General features: G+C 65.0%; 14 protein-coding genes and 1 tRNA gene. 9 read left to right on the plus strand and 6 right to left on the minus strand.

All coding sequences use genetic code 11. The features are described from left to right. The first annotated feature begins 101 nt into the window (after nucleotides 1-101). From hemC to CTA01S_RS07500, 5 genes are all read left to right on the plus strand, one after another. Entirely contained in the window at nucleotides 102-1085 is a 984-nt protein-coding gene (hemC, locus tag CTA01S_RS07480; protein WP_062193959.1) for a hydroxymethylbilane synthase, read from the plus strand. Between the two features lie 2 nt (nucleotides 1086-1087). After that, entirely contained in the window at nucleotides 1088-1879 is a 792-nt protein-coding gene (locus tag CTA01S_RS07485) for a uroporphyrinogen-III synthase (protein ID WP_062193963.1), read from the plus strand. A gap of 24 nt (nucleotides 1880-1903) precedes the next feature. Further along, complete coding sequence (locus CTA01S_RS07490; RefSeq protein WP_371326084.1) at nucleotides 1904-3013, plus strand: uroporphyrinogen-III C-methyltransferase; 1110 nt, start codon at nucleotides 1904-1906, stop codon at nucleotides 3011-3013. An 18-nt stretch (nucleotides 3014-3031) separates the two neighbouring features. Next, nucleotides 3032-4279: a heme biosynthesis HemY N-terminal domain-containing protein gene (locus CTA01S_RS07495; RefSeq protein ID WP_062193970.1), complete on the plus strand. Its 1248-nt coding sequence runs from the start codon at nucleotides 3032-3034 to the stop codon at nucleotides 4277-4279. A 37-nt stretch (nucleotides 4280-4316) separates the two neighbouring features. After that, nucleotides 4317-4393: transfer RNA gene (locus CTA01S_RS07500), tRNA-Arg, on the plus strand. A gap of 113 nt (nucleotides 4394-4506) precedes the next feature. Here CTA01S_RS07500 and CTA01S_RS07505 read toward each other — a convergent pair. Further along, entirely contained in the window at nucleotides 4507-5178 is a 672-nt protein-coding gene (locus tag CTA01S_RS07505) for a TetR/AcrR family transcriptional regulator (RefSeq protein ID WP_062193973.1), read from the minus strand. Between the two features lie 190 nt (nucleotides 5179-5368). Here CTA01S_RS07505 and CTA01S_RS07510 point away from each other — a divergent pair, with 190 nt between their 5' ends. From CTA01S_RS07510 to CTA01S_RS07525, 4 genes are read left to right on the plus strand one after another with little or no spacing between them, the layout of a single operon-like run. After that, nucleotides 5369-7186, plus strand: a complete 1818-nt coding sequence (locus CTA01S_RS07510) for a feruloyl-CoA synthase (RefSeq protein WP_062193976.1) — start codon at nucleotides 5369-5371, stop codon at nucleotides 7184-7186. Then, nucleotides 7183-7992 (plus strand): crotonase/enoyl-CoA hydratase family protein, encoded by an 810-nt coding sequence (locus CTA01S_RS07515; RefSeq protein ID WP_062193979.1) that lies wholly within the window; start codon nucleotides 7183-7185, stop codon nucleotides 7990-7992. Before CTA01S_RS07510 ends, CTA01S_RS07515 begins: the two co-directional genes overlap by 4 nt. Next, the gene (locus tag CTA01S_RS07520) at nucleotides 7989-9227 is read left to right on the plus strand and encodes a thiolase family protein (RefSeq protein ID WP_062193982.1); all 1239 of its coding nucleotides are present in this window, start codon (nucleotides 7989-7991) and stop codon (nucleotides 9225-9227) included. The genes CTA01S_RS07515 and CTA01S_RS07520 overlap by 4 nt, the downstream gene beginning before the upstream one ends. A 30-nt stretch (nucleotides 9228-9257) precedes the next feature. After that, nucleotides 9258-10244 (plus strand): Bug family tripartite tricarboxylate transporter substrate binding protein, encoded by a 987-nt coding sequence (locus CTA01S_RS07525; protein WP_062193985.1) that lies wholly within the window; start codon nucleotides 9258-9260, stop codon nucleotides 10242-10244. A gap of 30 nt (nucleotides 10245-10274) precedes the next feature. Here CTA01S_RS07525 and CTA01S_RS07530 read toward each other — a convergent pair whose 3' ends face one another. The 5 genes from CTA01S_RS07530 to CTA01S_RS07550 all read right to left on the minus strand — a co-directional run bounded on the left by CTA01S_RS07530 (nucleotide 10275) and on the right by CTA01S_RS07550 (nucleotide 15038). After that, on the minus strand, nucleotides 10275-10985 hold the full coding sequence (locus CTA01S_RS07530; RefSeq protein WP_062193988.1) for an ABC transporter ATP-binding protein: 711 nt from the start codon (nucleotides 10983-10985) through the stop codon (nucleotides 10275-10277). Between the two features lie 8 nt (nucleotides 10986-10993). Next, nucleotides 10994-11767 carry an ABC transporter ATP-binding protein gene (locus tag CTA01S_RS07535; protein WP_062193991.1) on the minus strand — a complete coding sequence of 258 codons (774 nt, stop codon included), beginning with the start codon at nucleotides 11765-11767 and terminating at the stop codon, nucleotides 10994-10996. Between the two features lie 18 nt (nucleotides 11768-11785). After that, the gene (locus CTA01S_RS07540; RefSeq protein ID WP_084362350.1) at nucleotides 11786-12853 is read right to left on the minus strand and encodes a branched-chain amino acid ABC transporter permease; all 1068 of its coding nucleotides are present in this window, start codon (nucleotides 12851-12853) and stop codon (nucleotides 11786-11788) included. A gap of 27 nt (nucleotides 12854-12880) precedes the next feature. After that, nucleotides 12881-13750 carry a branched-chain amino acid ABC transporter permease gene (locus CTA01S_RS07545; protein ID WP_062193994.1) on the minus strand — a complete coding sequence of 290 codons (870 nt, stop codon included), beginning with the start codon at nucleotides 13748-13750 and terminating at the stop codon, nucleotides 12881-12883. Between the two features lie 115 nt (nucleotides 13751-13865). Continuing rightward, nucleotides 13866-15038: an ABC transporter substrate-binding protein gene (locus CTA01S_RS07550; RefSeq protein WP_062193996.1), complete on the minus strand. Its 1173-nt coding sequence runs from the start codon at nucleotides 15036-15038 to the stop codon at nucleotides 13866-13868. Between the last annotated feature and the right edge of the window lie 5 nt (nucleotides 15039-15043).

Below are 15043 nucleotides of genomic sequence, written 5' to 3' on the forward strand. Positions count from 1 at the left end.
GGCGGTAACAAAATTACAAGCTCGGGATGGTAGCACCGTCGCGTCGCCGCGCGAGCATCGCACCGGCGCCGGTCGATGAGGCCCTCGGGTAGCATGTGGACATGAACACCACATCCTCGTCCCATTCTTCTGGTTCATCGGCCGCGCAGGTCCGCTGGGTCATCGCCACCCGTGAAAGCCGCTTGGCGCTGTGGCAGGCGCGTCATGTGCAGACCTTGCTCGAGCAGCGCTGGGGCCAGCCGGTGGGGGTGTTGGGCATGACCACGCGCGGCGACCAAATCCTCGATCGCAGCCTGTCCAAGGTCGGAGGCAAGGGCTTGTTCGTGAAAGAGCTGGAAGTGGCGCTGGAGGAGGGGCGTGCCCACTTGGCCGTCCATTCGCTCAAAGACGTCCCCATGGAGCTGCCCACCGGCTTCTTGCTGGCTGCCGTGCTCGAGCGCGAGGACCCGCGCGATGCCTTCGTCTCGCCGCGATATCCCGACCTGGCCAGCCTGCCGCCTGCCGCGGTGGTGGGCACCTCCAGCCTGCGCCGTCTGGTGCAGCTGCGTGCTCGGCGGCCCGACCTGCGCATCGAGCCCCTGCGTGGCAACCTCGACACCCGGCTGCGCAAACTCGACGAGGGGCACTACGATGCCATCGTGCTGGCGGCCGCCGGCCTCAAGCGTTTGGGCCTGGCCCAACGCATTCGCCAACTGTTCGAACCCGAGGAGATGCTGCCGGCGGCAGGACAGGGGGCCCTGGGCTTGGAGATCCGGACGGAGAATGACGAATTGCGGGATGCGCTGGCCCCGCTCATCCATCGCCCCACTTGGCTGGCCGTGCACGCCGAGCGAGCGGTCTCGTGCGCCTTGGGAGGCAGTTGCAGCGTGCCGTTGGCCGCGCATGCCGTGTGGCAGGGCGAGGAGCTCGTGTTGCACGCTGCGCTCGGCGACCCGCAGGCCGAGCCGGTGCATTTGTTGCAAGTCCGTTGTGCCGCCGTGGTCCAAGACACCGCAGCGGCGCAGCGGCTGGGCCAGAGGGCGGCCCATCAGCTGCGCGCCTTGGGTGCCGAGGCCATCCTGTCCCGTGTGAGCACGCACGCGTGAGCATGGTGCCGTCTGCTCCATGGCTGTTCGTCACCCGGCCGGCGGCACAAGCCGATGAATGGGTCCGTCGTCTGCAGGCGCAGGGCGTTCCGGCACGGCCCTTGCCGCTGATCGCCATCACCGCGCCAGACGATCCGCAGGCGGTTTTGCGCGCATGGAGCGAGCTGTCTGGCTGCGATTGGGTCATCTTCGTGAGTCCCAGCGCCGTCGAGCAGTTCTTTGCGCAAGCGCCTGTGGCGGCGCGTTGGCCCGAGGGCGTGAGGGTCGCCACGCCTGGCCCGGGAACCGATGCGGCCTTGGCGCGCGCCGGCGTGGCCGAGGCCTTGCGCCGTCGGCCCCGCGACGAAGCCGAACAGTTCGACTCCGAATCCCTTTGGGACGTGTTGCGCGACGAGACCTGGGCGGGGCGTCGCGTGCTCATCGTGCGTGGCGACGGTGGACGGCCCTGGCTGGCCCAGCGTCTGACCGAAGCTGGCGCGATCGTCGACTTTCTCAGCGCCTATCGCCGCGGCTTGCCCGTGCTGGATGCCACCGAGCAGGCATGGCTGGTCCAGGGGCTGCGCGCCCCGGGTCAGGCCGTATGGCTGTTCAGCAGTTCTCAGGCCATCGAGCATTTGGTGAGCCTCGCGCAAGCCCTGGGCTTGCAACCCGACTGGTCGCAGCAGGAGGCCATCGTCACCCATCCACGCATCGGCCAGCGGGCGTGGGCCCTGGGCTGGCGCAGGGTGGAGCTGTCGCATCCGGCCCCCGATGCCGTGGCTGCGGCCTGGAAGCGCCGGCACGATGCGTCATAGCGGCTCGATACAATGACCGACACCGTGAGCGACACCACCTCTTCCACTCCTGCGCCGACCTCTCCCGAACCCCAGTCCGAGCGTGCGGCTGCGCAGGCCGCTGGGGCCAGCAGCGCGTCCGTTGCGCAAGCGCCCAGCCGTTCCTTGTGGTGGGTGGCCATCGTCGGCTTGATGTTGTTGGCCGTCGTGGGGCTCACCTTGGCCTACCAGGCGCAACAGCACGTCCAAAGCCTGGAGCGCGAACTCGTGCGCCGCCAGCAGGACAGCCAGGACCAGGCCACCGAAGCCCGAGCGCTGGCCCGACAGGCCCAGGACGCCGCACGCGAGGCGCTGGCCAAGGTCACCGTGCTGGAGACGCGTCTGGCCGAAGTGGCCTTGCAGCGCGACCAACTCGACGAATTGCTGCATGCCCTGGCCCGTTCCAGAGACGAGAATGTGCTGGTGGAAATCGAGGCTGCCCTGCGGGTGGCCCTGCAACACTCGGCCATCACGGGCAGTGCCGAGCCCCTGCTGGCGGCCCTGCGCAGCGCCGATGAACGCCTGCAGCGGTTGAATCAGCCCCGGCTGGAGCGTGTGCGCCGTGCCATCGCCCAAGACGTGGAACGAGCACGTGCCGTGGCCGTGGCCGACGTGCCCTCGCTGGTGGCGCGCTTGGACGAGGCCGCGCGTCTGGCCGACGACCTGCCCTTGTTGTCCAGCCCGGGCATGGGCATGGCGGCACGCCTGCCGCGGTCCGAACCGCCGGCCAGTGCCGCTGCGCCAGACTGGCCATCATGGGGGCGCGATCTTGCCGCTCGCGTGTGGAGCGAGCTGCGCTCCCTCGTGCGGGTGACCCGTATCGACCAGCCCGAAGCCATGTTGATCGCCCCCGAACAGACCTTTTTCCTGCGCGAGAACCTCAAGCTGCGGCTGCTCAATGCGCGGCTGGCCCTGCTGAGCCGACAGTTCGAGACCGTGCAGGCCGACATGCGGCAGGCCCAGCAGGCGCTCGAGCGCTATTTCGACCCGCGCTCGCGTCGCGTCATGCAGGTGGCCGACACGTTGCGCCAGGTGCAAGCCCAGGCTCACGCGACCCAACTGCCGCGTCCCGATGAAACGCTCGCGGCCTTGCAGGCCGTGTTGGCCACCCGCTGAGCGCAAGACGGCCTGGCCATGCGCAACGTCATCTGGATCCTCCTGCTGTTCGTGCTCGCGGTGGTTGCTGCGGGCGTGTTCGGACGCAACGATGCGGTGGTCACGCTCTACTGGGCCCCGTGGCGTTTGGACCTGTCGTTCAACGTGTTCGTGGTGCTGTGGCTGCTGCTGAGCGTGGCCCTGTACCTCACCTTGCAGACCTTGCGCACGCTGATCGGCTTGCCGCGGCGTGCGCGTCAGTGGCGCATTGCGCGGCGCGACCATTACGCCCAGCGGGCCTTGCGCGAGGCTTTGGCGCTGTATTTCGGTGCCCGCTACAGCCGCGCCCATAAGGCAGCGCAGCGGGCCTTGACCATCCAGCAGACCACACCTGAACTGAGCGCCGATGCAGAATTCATCACATTGGCGCGACTCCTGGCTGCCGGCAGTCTGCACCGCTTGCAAGACCGCGCAGGGCGCGATGAACTGCTCAAGCAGGCCCTGGCCAGCTCGGCAACCGGCGGCAATGGTCGAGCCGCCGACGAGGGCGTGCGTTTGATGGCTGCGGAATGGGCCTTGGACGATCGGGATGCCGAGCGGGCCTTGGCGCTGCTGGCCGAGCTGCCGCCAGGCTTGGCCCGGCGCACCCAAGCTCTGCGCCTGAAGCTGCAGGCTGCACGTTTGGCCCGCCAGCCGCTCGATGCATTGCGCACGGCTCGCTTGCTGGCCAAGCACCAGGGCTTCTCACCTCTGGCGGCTCAAGGTCTGCTGAGATCCTTGGCCATGGAGGCGTTGGATGCCGCACGCGATGCCGACCAGCTCCAGCGGGTGTGGGAACAGCTCGACGCGACCGACCGTCGCGATGCCTTCGTGGCCGCGCATGCGGCCGCGGCCATGGCCGGTCACGGACGTGCGGCGCTGGCGCGTGCGATGCTCCAACCGTTTTGGGACGCGCCGCAAGCCCGCAGCCCCGAGGAATGGCAGGCACTGGCCAAAGCCTTCGCGCGTTCGCTCGACGGGGTGGGCTCCGACTGGCTGCCCCGTCTGGAGGCTGCAACAGTCGCCCATCCCACGCGCCCCGAGCTCATCTACGCACTGGGTCGTGCTCTGGCGCAGTTGCAGCTGTGGGGCAAGGCACGTCAGCAGCTCGAACACTGCGCCGACGACCCCGAGCTGCCCGCACCACTGCGACGCGACGCGTGGCGCTGCTTGGCCGAAATGGCCGAACGGGAAGAGGATTGGGATCGGGCCCGTGCGTGCTATCGACGCGCTGCACGCATCGAGTGATGACAAACGGAAAAAACGTGTTATAGTAACGGTCTTCGCGGCTGTAGCTCAGTTGGATAGAGTACTTGGCTACGAACCAAGGGGTCGTGGGTTCGAATCCTGCCAGCCGCGCCAACTCATCGTGGGCCTGATCCTTTACCAGGGTCAGGCCCTTATTTTTTGTTCATTCGGGTCCACGCAGCCGCGTGAAGCTGTGAGCGCAGCTGGCGCCCTTCAAGGGCGCCGATTCAGCGCGGGATGTGTTGCGGTGACGGGGCTTGTGGGGCGGGGTCTTCCACGGCGGGTTGCGGCATGAGCAGCAGGCTTTCCAGCAAGGCGGCGCGCTGGGCTTTCTGAGCCTCCCCATCCTGGCGGATCAGCATCGATTCACCCACTTCCCAGGCATACAGTGCAAAGCCTCTGGCCCGTGCTTCAGCAATGGAAAAGCCCAGCGCCGAGAAGCATTGTGCGATGTAGGCGATTCGGCGCGAGTCCACCTCGTCGAGCACCTGGCGCGCCGTCGCATCATGTCGCGCCCAGGCGCGGATGGCCAGCTCGATGCGGGCGGCACGGCGGGCCGAACGCCCGCGGAAGGGCAGAGACATCAGCTCGGTGATCAACGCGCGCGGCTCCACATGCTGGCGCTCAAAGCGATCGATGAGCTGCTCGGTGGCCGCGTCGCGCCAGGCTCTGAGCACGCTCATCAGGAGATCCTCGCGGTCTTTGAAGTGCCAGTAGAAGCTGCCCCGTGTCACGCCTAGGAGCTTCGCCAGCACGTCCACACGCACGCTATCCACGCCTTGGTCCACCAGCAGTTCGGTGGCCGCTTCGATCCAGCTTTCGGGGGTGAGAGGGGTTCGAGCCGCTTCGGCCGTGCGGCGTTGGGGTCGAGTGGGCGCGGTGAGCAGAGTGTCTGTCATGGTGGGTCAAGGAGATCGATCCTCGAGATTGTCCACCATCGGACCCATGCAGCAACGCATGTTTTTTGGTGGAAACCCGGGTTTCCATTGTTGGCTTCCACATTAGGATCCGGTCCATACACATACGTATGTGCATGTTAAAGATGCTGGTGCCGATGCAGTGCCTGCACGAGTTGACCCAGGAGACAATATGGCCCCCGGTTTCTTCGACGATCCGAGTGTCCTGGCACCGCCACGTGTGGTCCGGCAGGACCAGCCCGGCGGCGGTTTCGTGCTGCGCTCGCCGGAACCCTTGCAGCCCTATGCACGATGTGTGGGGGAATGGCTAGAGCACTGGGCTGCGGTTACGCCTGAGGCTCCGGCCCTGGCCGAACGGAGGGCGGACGGACCGTGGATGTGCTTGAGTTACGCCCAGGTCCGGCAGGCCGTGGGGGCCATAGGGCAGAGTCTGCTGGACATGGGGCTGCCGACCGGCTCCCCGATCGTGGTGCTGTCGGACAATGGCCTGGACCATGCCCTCCTGATGCTGGCTGCCCTACACGTTGGCCGGCCGGTGTGCACCGTCTCCAGCGCATACTCGCGGCTCGCGAAGGGGCATACCCGGATTGTCGGCATCTTGCGCACCCTCAGGCCGTCCCTCGTCTATGCGTCCAGTGCAGAAGTGTATGGAAAGGCCTTGCAGGCTGCCGAGGTGGACGCCCTGGCGGTGTTCAGTTCGGGGGCCCAGGGCTATGCGGGCGCGCTGCCCTTCGAGCGGCTGCTGCAGACCCGCGAAACCAGCGCGGTGCGTCGGGCCTTCGAGGCGATCACGCCTGACACCCATGCGAAGTACCTGCTGACATCGGGCTCCACCGGCCAACCCAAGGTGGTGATCAACACCCACCGCATGCTGTGTGCCAACCAACAGATGATTGCGCAGGCGTGGCGTTTTCTGGAACGCGAGAAGCCGGTGGTGCTGGACTGGCTGCCCTGGAGTCATACCTTCGGGGGCAACCACAACTTCAACCTGGTGCTGCGCAACGGTGGTGCACTGTACATCGACGAAGGGCGGCCAGCTCCTGGAGAGATCGAGAAGTCGGTGCGCAATCTGCGCGAGGTTCAACCCACGCTGTACTTCAACGTGCCGCGTGGATTCGACATGCTGCTGCCCTACCTCGAAGCCGACGAAGATTTGGCACGAGAATTCTTCGGCCGCCTGCGCATGGTGTTCTATGCGGGAGCAGCCCTGCCGCAGGCGACTTGGGAACGGTTGGAGGCCGTGGCGGCACGGGTCCGTCGCGAGCCGGTCTGGTTTACCACTTCGTGGGGAGCGACCGAGACTGCGCCGGCAGTTACCTCCGCCCACTGGAAGCTCGACCGCACCGGCGTGATCGGTCTGCCGCTGCCGGGAACGGAGCTCAAGTTCGTGCCCAATGGCGAGAAGCTTGAGATGCGCGTGCGCGGAGTGTCAGTCTTTCCGGGCTACCTCCATGCGCCCGAACTTACGGCACAGGCTTTCGACGAGGAAGGCTACTACCGCATCGGCGATGCTGGTTTCCTGCTCGACCCGGAGCATCCCGAACGAGGCGTGGTCTTCAATGGTCGTGTGGCCGAGGACTTTAAGCTCACCACGGGCACCTGGGTGTCGGTGAGCACGCTGCGTGTCAGGCTCTTGTCGGCGTTGGCTCCCTATGCGCAGGACGTGGTGATCACCGGGCACGACCGCGACGAAGTGGGAGCGCTCCTCTTTCCGAGCCCGGCGGCCCGGACGTTGCCAGCCGAACAACTCGCCGTGCGCGTGCAAGAAGCACTGGCGTTCCTGCATGCCGAGGGGGGCGGGTCGTCCCAGACGCCCGTGCGCGTGATGTGGCTCGACGAACCACCTGACCCCGATGCGGGTGAGATCACCGACAAGGGTTATGTCAACCAGCGTGCGGTCTTGCAAAGACGCTCGGCGCAGGTGGAGGTTCTTTACTCTTCGCCCCCCGATCCCCGCGTCATCTTGGCTTCTTCAAAGAACGACTCATGAATCTGCAATTTCATCGTGCCGGGGGGGTGTTGGCGAATCTGCCCCTGCTGCGCATCGAGCGGGCCGGACCGGTGCTCCATCTGCGCCTGATGCGGCCGGCCAAGCGCAATGCCCTCAACGACGAGCTGATTGCGCAGCTTCACACTGCCTTCCTGCACCTGCCGGAGTCAGCCCGCGTGGCAGTGATCAGTGGTGAAGGCGAGCATTTCTGCGCGGGGCTGGACCTGTCGGATCTGAGCGAGCGCAGCGTAGCCGAGGGGATTGCGCACTCCCGTCGCTGGCATGCAGCTTTCGATCAGATCCAGTTTGGCCGTGTGCCGGTGATCGCTGTATTGCATGGGGCGGTGGTTGGGGGGGGATTGGAACTGGCCAGCGCGGCCCATCTGCGCGTGGCCGAGCGCAGCGCCTTCTATGCATTGCCCGAAGGGCAGCGCGGCATCTTCGTGGGGGGTGGCGGGGCGGCGCGCCTCCCGCGGTTGATGGGTGTGGCCCGCATGACGGATCTGATGCTCACGGGCCGGGTGCTGGACGCAGAGGAAGCTCAGACGGCCGGACTGTCACATTATCTGGTGGGCGAGGGTGAGGGGTTGGTGCGGGCTTTTGCACTGGCCGAAAAGGTGGCTGCCAATGCCCCGTTGTCGAACTATGCCGTGATGCAGGCGCTGCCTCGCATCGCCGAGCTGCCGCAGGCCGAAGGCCTGTTCGTCGAGGCCCTGATGTCGGCCATTGCTCAAGGCGACGAGGCGGCCAAGGAGCGTGTGCGCGCCTTCTTGGACAAGCGTGCCGCCAAGGTGTCGAAGTCATGAGCCGCGGCCTATATCAATGCTTCGACGATGTCTGGCTGCTCGACGGACTGCGCACGCCGCTGGTGGACTATTGCGGTGCCTTCGCCGGCGTCTCGCCTACCGACCTGGGCATCAAGGTGGCACGCGAGGTGTTGGCACGCTCCGGCGTGGCGGGCGAAGCGGTGGACAGTGTGTTGGTGGGCAATGTTGCGCCGGGCGATACAGATCACTTCTTCCTGCCGCGTCATGTCGGGCTTTACGCAGGCGTGCCGATCGATGTACCGGCCCTTCTCGTGCAACGCATCTGTGGCACGGGATTCGAGCTCTTCCGCCAGGCCGCCGAGCAGGTCAGTGCCGGGGTGGCCGCAACCGTGCTGGTGGTGGGCACCGAATCGATGACGCGACATCCCATTTCGGCCTTCGAGCACCGCCAGGGCTTCCGTCTGGGCGCTCCGCTGGGCTTCAAGGACACGCTGTGGGAGTCGCTCAACGACACGGCCGTGGGGGTCTCGATGATTCAGACGGCAGAGAACCTCGCTCGACGCTACGGTATCACGCGTGAGGAGGTCGACGCGTTCGCCTCCCGTTCCTTCGAGCGTGCCGTCGCCGCCCAGGAAAGCGGCTGGCTCGCCGGAGAAATCGTGAGCGTCACGCACGAACGCTTTGAACGGGAGGGTTGCCTGCCGCGTGGCATCCGGCTGCAGGGGGAGGCGGCGGTGGTCGATCGCGATACGCATCCGCGCCGCTCGCCGCCTCAGGTGCTGGCCCGGTTGCGCACGATCTATCCCGGTGGCGTGCAAACCGCCGGGAACAGCTCGGCGCTGACTGATGGCGCTGCTGCGGCTGTGGTGACGTCCGGACCGGCACTGCAAGGGCGTCGTCCGTTGGGCCGAATCGCAGCTGCGGCCGTGGTGGGTGTGCCTCCCGAGATCATGGGCATCGCCCCGGCCCCGGCCATCCGCCTGCTGCTCGAAAGCCAGCACTTGCGAGTGCATGACATTGCGCGCATTGAGGTCAATGAGGCCCAGGGAGCGCAGGTCCTGGCCGTGCAGCGCGACCTCGACCTCGACCCCGAGCGGCTCAATGTGCACGGCGGCGCCATTGCGCTGGGCCATCCGCTGGCGGCCTCCGGAGTGCGGCTCACCGTGACGGTGGCACGCCAGCTTCGAGCCATTGGTGCACGCTACGGGATCGCCTCGGCCTGCGTCGGCGGAGGGCAGGGCATGGCCCTGCTGATCGAAAACCCGGACGCCTGAACTTCATCACCCCGAAAGAGGAGACAGACCATGATCACACGACGCCAGTTTGTGCAGGCTTCGACGGGCGCCGCCGCGCTGGGGCTGCTCGGGCAGACTCAAGCCCAGCCCGTGGAACAGCCGAAGTTCCTCTACGGCTTCCCGCCGGGCAGCTCGGGCGACATCGTGGCACGACGCGTCGCCGAGAGGATGGCCGGGACGCCGTATGCAAGGAACCAGGCCATCGTCGAGAACAAGGCCGGCGCCGGCGGACGCATTGCACTGGAGGCGCTTAGGCAGGCTGCACCGGACGGCGCAACACTGTGTCTGTCCCCCTTCTCAGCCACTGCGGTGTACCCGCACATTTATACCCGACTCGGCTATGACCCGGTGAACGATTTCGTGCCCGTGTCGATTGCGGCTCTGATGTTCCACGGATTGGCGGTGGGGCCACTGGTGCCAGCCAGCGTCAAGAGTGTGAAGGATTATCTGGCTTGGGCCAAGGCGCATCCCAAGGATGCGAACTACGGCTCGCCGGCTGCTGGCTCCACTCCGCATTTCATTGGGGCGCTCCTGGGTCTGAACAACGGGGTGGATCTCAAGCATGTGCCTTACCGTGGCTCGGTGCCTGGCGTCACCGACTTGGTGGGCGGGCAGATCGCTTCGATGGTGACGCCCAGCGGCGATTTCATCGCCCATCACCGGGCCGGCAAGCTGCGCGTGCTGGCTACCTCGGGGAGCCGCCGCTCGCCTTTCCTGCCCGACGTGCCCACCTTTGCCGAGCAAGGCTTCCCGGATTTGGTCGTGGAGGAGTGGTTCGGCTTCTATGCACCTGCTCGCACACCGGCGACCATGGTGGCCGCCGCTAATGCGGCCATTAACCAGGCCCTCAAAGACCCAGCGGTTATCGAAGCCCTGGGCACTGTCGGTTTGATTGCACAGGGCTCCACACCTCAGGAAATGGCCGTAAGCCAGAAGCGCGAGTTCGAGCGGTGGGGCCCGCTGGTCAAGAAAATCGGCTTCACAGCGGAGTCCTGATCCGCTTTGCAAGGGAGTGCCTGCTGCGCTTCATACTCCCAAGTACCGCCCCAGCTCGGTGGGGCGGCGTTGCAGTTCCTCGCTCGTGCCGCTGAGCACCACCCGACCCTTCTCCAGCACCACCAGACGGTCGGAATGCGCCATCACGGTGCGATAGTTGCGGTCCACCACCAAGGTGGCCAGCCCGCTGGCGCGAATGGTGGCGATCACGCGCCAGATCTCGGCCACGATCAACGGCGCCAGCCCTTCGGTGGCTTCGTCCAGAATGATGGCATCCGGGTTTGTCATCAATGCCCGTCCGATGGACAGCATTTGCTGCTCGCCGCCAGAGAGCTGGGAGCCCAGATGATCGAGGCGCTCGGCCAGCCGAGGGAAGGTGGCGAGGATGCGCTCGAAGTTCCAGTCACGCTGGCCTCGTAAGCCGGCTCTGGCGGCCATCACCAAGTTTTCCTTCACCGTGAGGTTGGGGAAGATGCCGCGTCCTTCGGGCACGTAGGCGATGCCCAATCGGGCCACTTCATGAGGTCGTCCCCGCGTCAGGTCGCGGCCTTGGACGACGATGCGGCCTTCGCGCTGCCGCACGTGACCCAAGAGGCTGCGGATCAATGTGGATTTGCCCATGCCGTTGCGGCCGAGCAGGCCCACGGTTTCGCCGCGCGCCAGGGAGAAATCCACGTTGTGCAAGATGTGGCTGCTGCCGTACCAGGCATGCAGGCCAGTGGCTTCGATCAGGGTGTCCATGGCCGTGCTCAATGTTCGCCGAGGTAGGCTGCCTGCACATCGGAGTTGGCGCGTACATCTTCGGGGCAGCCAGAAGCCAGTACGCTTCCGTTGACCATCACGGTGATGCGATCGGCCACAGCAAACACCGCGTCCATGTCGTGCTCCACCAGCAAGATGGCGTGACCGCTGCGCAGCTCGCGCAACAGGTTGAGCATGCGCTGAGATTCTTCCGGGCCCATGCCGGCCAGGGGCTCGTCCAGCAGCAGTACGCGCGGCTGCGTGGCCAGACACATGGCCACTTCGAGCTGCCGCTTCTGACCATGTGAAAGGCTGGCGGCCGGATGGTCGGCCATTGCGCTGAGCCCTGCGCGTTCCATGGCTTCGTCAGCGCGCTGAGTGCTCCATCGGCAATGCTGAGCGGACTCCCAGACGCACCAGGGCTTCTGGTGATGGATCTGAGCCGAAAGGCGGCAGTTCTCGCGCACGCTCAGTGGCAGGAAGATGTTATTGCGCTGATAGCTGCGGCCCAGGCCGGCTTGCGCGCGCCGAGGTTGGGACCATCTGGTGATGTCTCGTCCATCGAGCATCACTTGGCCTGCGCTGGCGGGAAGTTCTCCCGACAGCAGGTTGATCAAAGTGGACTTGCCAGCGCCATTGGTCCCGATGACGGCGTGGATCTGGTCGCCGTGGAGATCGAGGTTCACATCGGAGACGGCGGCCAGTGCGCCGAATCGTCGAGTCAGATTGCGGGCGCTGAGCCAGGCTGAACTCGTGTTGGAGGTGGAGGGCGAGATGTTCATGACGGGGCAGCGACGACGTCAAGCTTGGTGCGAGCCCGCTCCCGGTGGCGCAGGCGACAGAGGAAGCGCCTGCTTGTCTATGTCATCGGGGTGAGGGCGTGCAGATTCCGCGTGGCGCAGCGATGATGGCGTTCGGCGTCGGCACAGATGCACCACACCGCCGGCAATACCCTGTGGCAGCAGGGCGACCAGCCCGATGATGAAGCTGCCCATCAGCAACTGCCAATGTTTGGTCAAGTCTTGGAACCATTCGGCCAGCAGGACGAAAGAAGCTGCGCCGACCACTGCGCCGGCCAGGCTGCCCAGGCCGCCGAGAATGACCATCAGCAAGGCATCGCCGGACTTGTGCCACGAGAGCAATTCAGGGTTTACGTACCCGTGTTGAGCTGCGTACAGAAAGCCTGCCAGCCCGGCGAAAGCGCCGCCAATGACGAAGCTGGCGAGTTTGTAGGCCGTGGTGGCGTAGCCAGCGGCACGCATGCGCTGCTCGTTGTGCTTGATGCCCACGAGGGCGTGCCCCAGTCGCGAGCGAAGCAGCAGGGCGAGCGAGCCTACCGTCAACGCCAGCATGGCCAGCGTGAACCAGTAGAACTGCCTGGGTTGATCGAGGTCCACGAGGGGCCACCCCATGAGGGTGAACTCGGGTTTGAAGTAGATATACGTGCCATCACTGCCGCCGAAATAGCGGGTGTCGTGCACGATGAAGTAAACGAGTTGAGCAAAGGCCAGCGTTACCATGATGAAGTAAATGCCGCGCGTGCGCATCACCAGCGAGCCGATCAGCAAGGCCAACAAGGTCGAAGCGCCAACGGCCGCACCCAACAGCAGCCAGCCATTGCCCGCATCGGATGATGGCGCCAGCAGTGCCACCGTGTAGGCTGCGAAGCCAAAAAACGCGGCATGGCCCAGGCTGACCAGGCCGGTGTAGCCCACCAACAGTTGCAAGCTGAGCGCGAAGATGGCCATGATGGCGACCTTGGCGCCCAGTTCGATGTGAAAGGGTGTACCGATGGGCTCGGGCAGCAGAGGCAGAAGGGCCAGCATCGCAAAAGCCGCGATCCACGACCACACAACGGGGGTTTTCATTGGCAATTCCTCGAGGGTCGGTGGGCCTCAGGTTCCCTGCTTGAACAGGCCTTCTGGCTTCCATAGCAGGATGAGGGCCATCATCAGGTAGATCAGCGCTCCGGCGGCTTGCTGCCAAAACACCTTGCCGAAGGTGTCGACGAAGCCGATGAGCAGCGCAGCCAGCAAGGCTCCTTTGATCGAGCCGATGCCGCCTATGACCACCACCACGAAGCAGATGATGAGCACCGAGCTGCCCATACCGGGGTAAACCGAGCTGACGGGAGCGGCGATCATGCCGGCCAGCACGGCCAAAGCGACCCCAGCGGCGAACACAAAGCGATAAAGGAGCGAGATATTGATGCCCAGAGACTGCACCATTTCTCGGTTGGTGGCGCCGGCGCGCACCATCATGCCCAGTCGAGTGCGTTTGATGATCAGGTACATGCCTAGCGCCACGGCCAAACACACGCCCGAGATGAACAGCCGGTAGACGGGGTAGCTCATGCCATGACCGATCTCGATGCCGCCAGACAACCAGGCTGGCACGGGTACGCCGTGAACGTCATCGCCGACGAGGATGCTGCGCAGTTCCTCGAAGACCAAGATCAGTCCATAGGTCATCAGCACTTGTTGCAGGTGCTCACGTTCGTACAGGTAGCTGAAAAATCCCCATTCGAGCAGATAGCCCAGCACCACGGCCAGCAAGATGCCCAGCACCAAAGCCAATGCGAAGTGACCCGTCAGCGACGACAGTGTGAAGGCCAGGTAGGCCCCGATCATGTAGAAGCTGCCATGGGCCAGGTTGATCACACCCATGATGCCGAAGATCAGCGTCAACCCGCTGGCTACCAAAAACAGCAGCAGCCCGTATTGCACGCTGTTGAGGCATTGGATCAGAAATGTCGTCGAGTCCATGGGGAAGTCTGTGTGATCGAGGATCGCCGAGACGGCTTCCACCGTCTCGGCGGCGTTGCACCAGTTGCACGCGGCGCGGCCGCCGATGCGGTGGCCGAGGATCTGGAGAGGTCGATCACATCTTGCAGCCGCGTGCAGGGTCTTCCAGTTGCTTGACGGCGATGCTGACCGAGCGGTTCATCTTGTTGTCCACTTTGCGCAGATAAATGTCTTGAATCGGGTTGTGCGCCTTGGACATCGTGAACATGCCTCGCGGGCTGTCGATCTTGGCCGTGCGCATGCCTTGCACCACGGCGTCGCGCTTTTTGATGTCGCCGCCGGCGGCTTTCAGCCCTGCGGCCAGTAGCTGGGCAGCGTCATAGCCTTGCACGGCGTAGACATCGGGCTGAAGTTTGTAGGTCTTGGCGTAGGCGAAGCGGAAGGCCTTGTCTTTGATGAGCGGCAGGTCGTCGGCGTAGTGCAGGGTCGTGAACAGTCCGTTGGCGGCTTCGCCTTGCGCTTCCAGTGTGCCATCGGTCAGGAAGCCGGCACCGTACAGCGGGATCTTGTCCTTCAGGCCGGCGGCGGCATAGTCCTTGACGAACTTGACCGCGCCACCGCCGGCGAAGAAAACGTACACCGCATCGGGCTTGAGCGCGGCAATCTCGGTGAGAAGAGCCTGGAACTCGACATTGGGGAAGGGCAGGCTGAGCTCCTTGATCACCTTACCCCCTTTGGATTCGAAACCTTCCTTGAAGCCCCGCACCGATTCATCACCTGCGGCGTACTTCCAGGTCAGTGTCACGGCAGTCTTGTGTTTGAACTTCTCGGCTGCCACCAAGCCCATGGCGTAGGCCGGCTGCCAATTGGTAAAGGATGTGCGGAAGATGTTGGGGGCACACAGCGGCCCGGTGATGGCGTCGGCGCCCGCGTTGGGCACGATCAGCAAGGTGTTGGTGTCTTTGGCCACTTTGGCCATGCCCATGGCCACCCCGGAGTGCACGGTGCCCACGAGTACATCGACTTGGTCACGTTTGACCAGCTTGTTTGCGTTTTCGGGGGCCTTGGCTGGATCGGATTCGTCGTCCACCTTGAAGAATTCCACTTCTCGGCCGGCCAGCTTGCCACCGTTCTCGTCGAGGTACAGTCGGAAGCCGTTCTCGATGGCCGTGCCCAAGGCCGCATAAGTTCCGGTGTAGGGCAGCATCAGACCGATCTTGATCTTGTCGTTCTGAGCTTGTGCGGCGGTGCTCAGCACTGCAGCCAAGGCCGTTGCCAGCAGGGTTCGGGTGAGGCGCAATGGGGTCATGGTTT

The organism is Caldimonas taiwanensis NBRC 104434 (assembly GCF_001592165.1).
In the GTDB taxonomy this organism is placed as follows: Bacteria; Pseudomonadota; Gammaproteobacteria; order Burkholderiales; family Burkholderiaceae_C; genus Caldimonas; species Caldimonas manganoxidans.

Coding starts and splice junctions, on each gene's coding strand:
- hemC (WP_062193959.1), top strand. CDS start 102: ATGAACACCACATCCTCGTCCCATTCTTCTGGTTCATCGGCCGCGCAG.
- CTA01S_RS07485 (WP_062193963.1), top strand. CDS start 1,088: ATGGTGCCGTCTGCTCCATGGCTGTTCGTCACCCGGCCGGCGGCACAA.
- CTA01S_RS07495 (WP_062193970.1), top strand. CDS start 3,032: ATGCGCAACGTCATCTGGATCCTCCTGCTGTTCGTGCTCGCGGTGGTT.
- CTA01S_RS07505 (WP_062193973.1), bottom strand. CDS start 5,178: ATGACAGACACTCTGCTCACCGCGCCCACTCGACCCCAACGCCGCACG.
- CTA01S_RS07510 (WP_062193976.1), top strand. CDS start 5,369: ATGGCCCCCGGTTTCTTCGACGATCCGAGTGTCCTGGCACCGCCACGT.
- CTA01S_RS07515 (WP_062193979.1), top strand. CDS start 7,183: ATGAATCTGCAATTTCATCGTGCCGGGGGGGTGTTGGCGAATCTGCCC.
- CTA01S_RS07520 (WP_062193982.1), top strand. CDS start 7,989: ATGAGCCGCGGCCTATATCAATGCTTCGACGATGTCTGGCTGCTCGAC.
- CTA01S_RS07525 (WP_062193985.1), top strand. CDS start 9,258: ATGATCACACGACGCCAGTTTGTGCAGGCTTCGACGGGCGCCGCCGCG.
- CTA01S_RS07530 (WP_062193988.1), bottom strand. CDS start 10,985: ATGGACACCCTGATCGAAGCCACTGGCCTGCATGCCTGGTACGGCAGC.
- CTA01S_RS07535 (WP_062193991.1), bottom strand. CDS start 11,767: ATGAACATCTCGCCCTCCACCTCCAACACGAGTTCAGCCTGGCTCAGC.
- CTA01S_RS07540 (WP_084362350.1), bottom strand. CDS start 12,853: ATGAAAACCCCCGTTGTGTGGTCGTGGATCGCGGCTTTTGCGATGCTG.
- CTA01S_RS07545 (WP_062193994.1), bottom strand. CDS start 13,750: ATGGACTCGACGACATTTCTGATCCAATGCCTCAACAGCGTGCAATAC.
- CTA01S_RS07550 (WP_062193996.1), bottom strand. CDS start 15,038: ATGACCCCATTGCGCCTCACCCGAACCCTGCTGGCAACGGCCTTGGCT.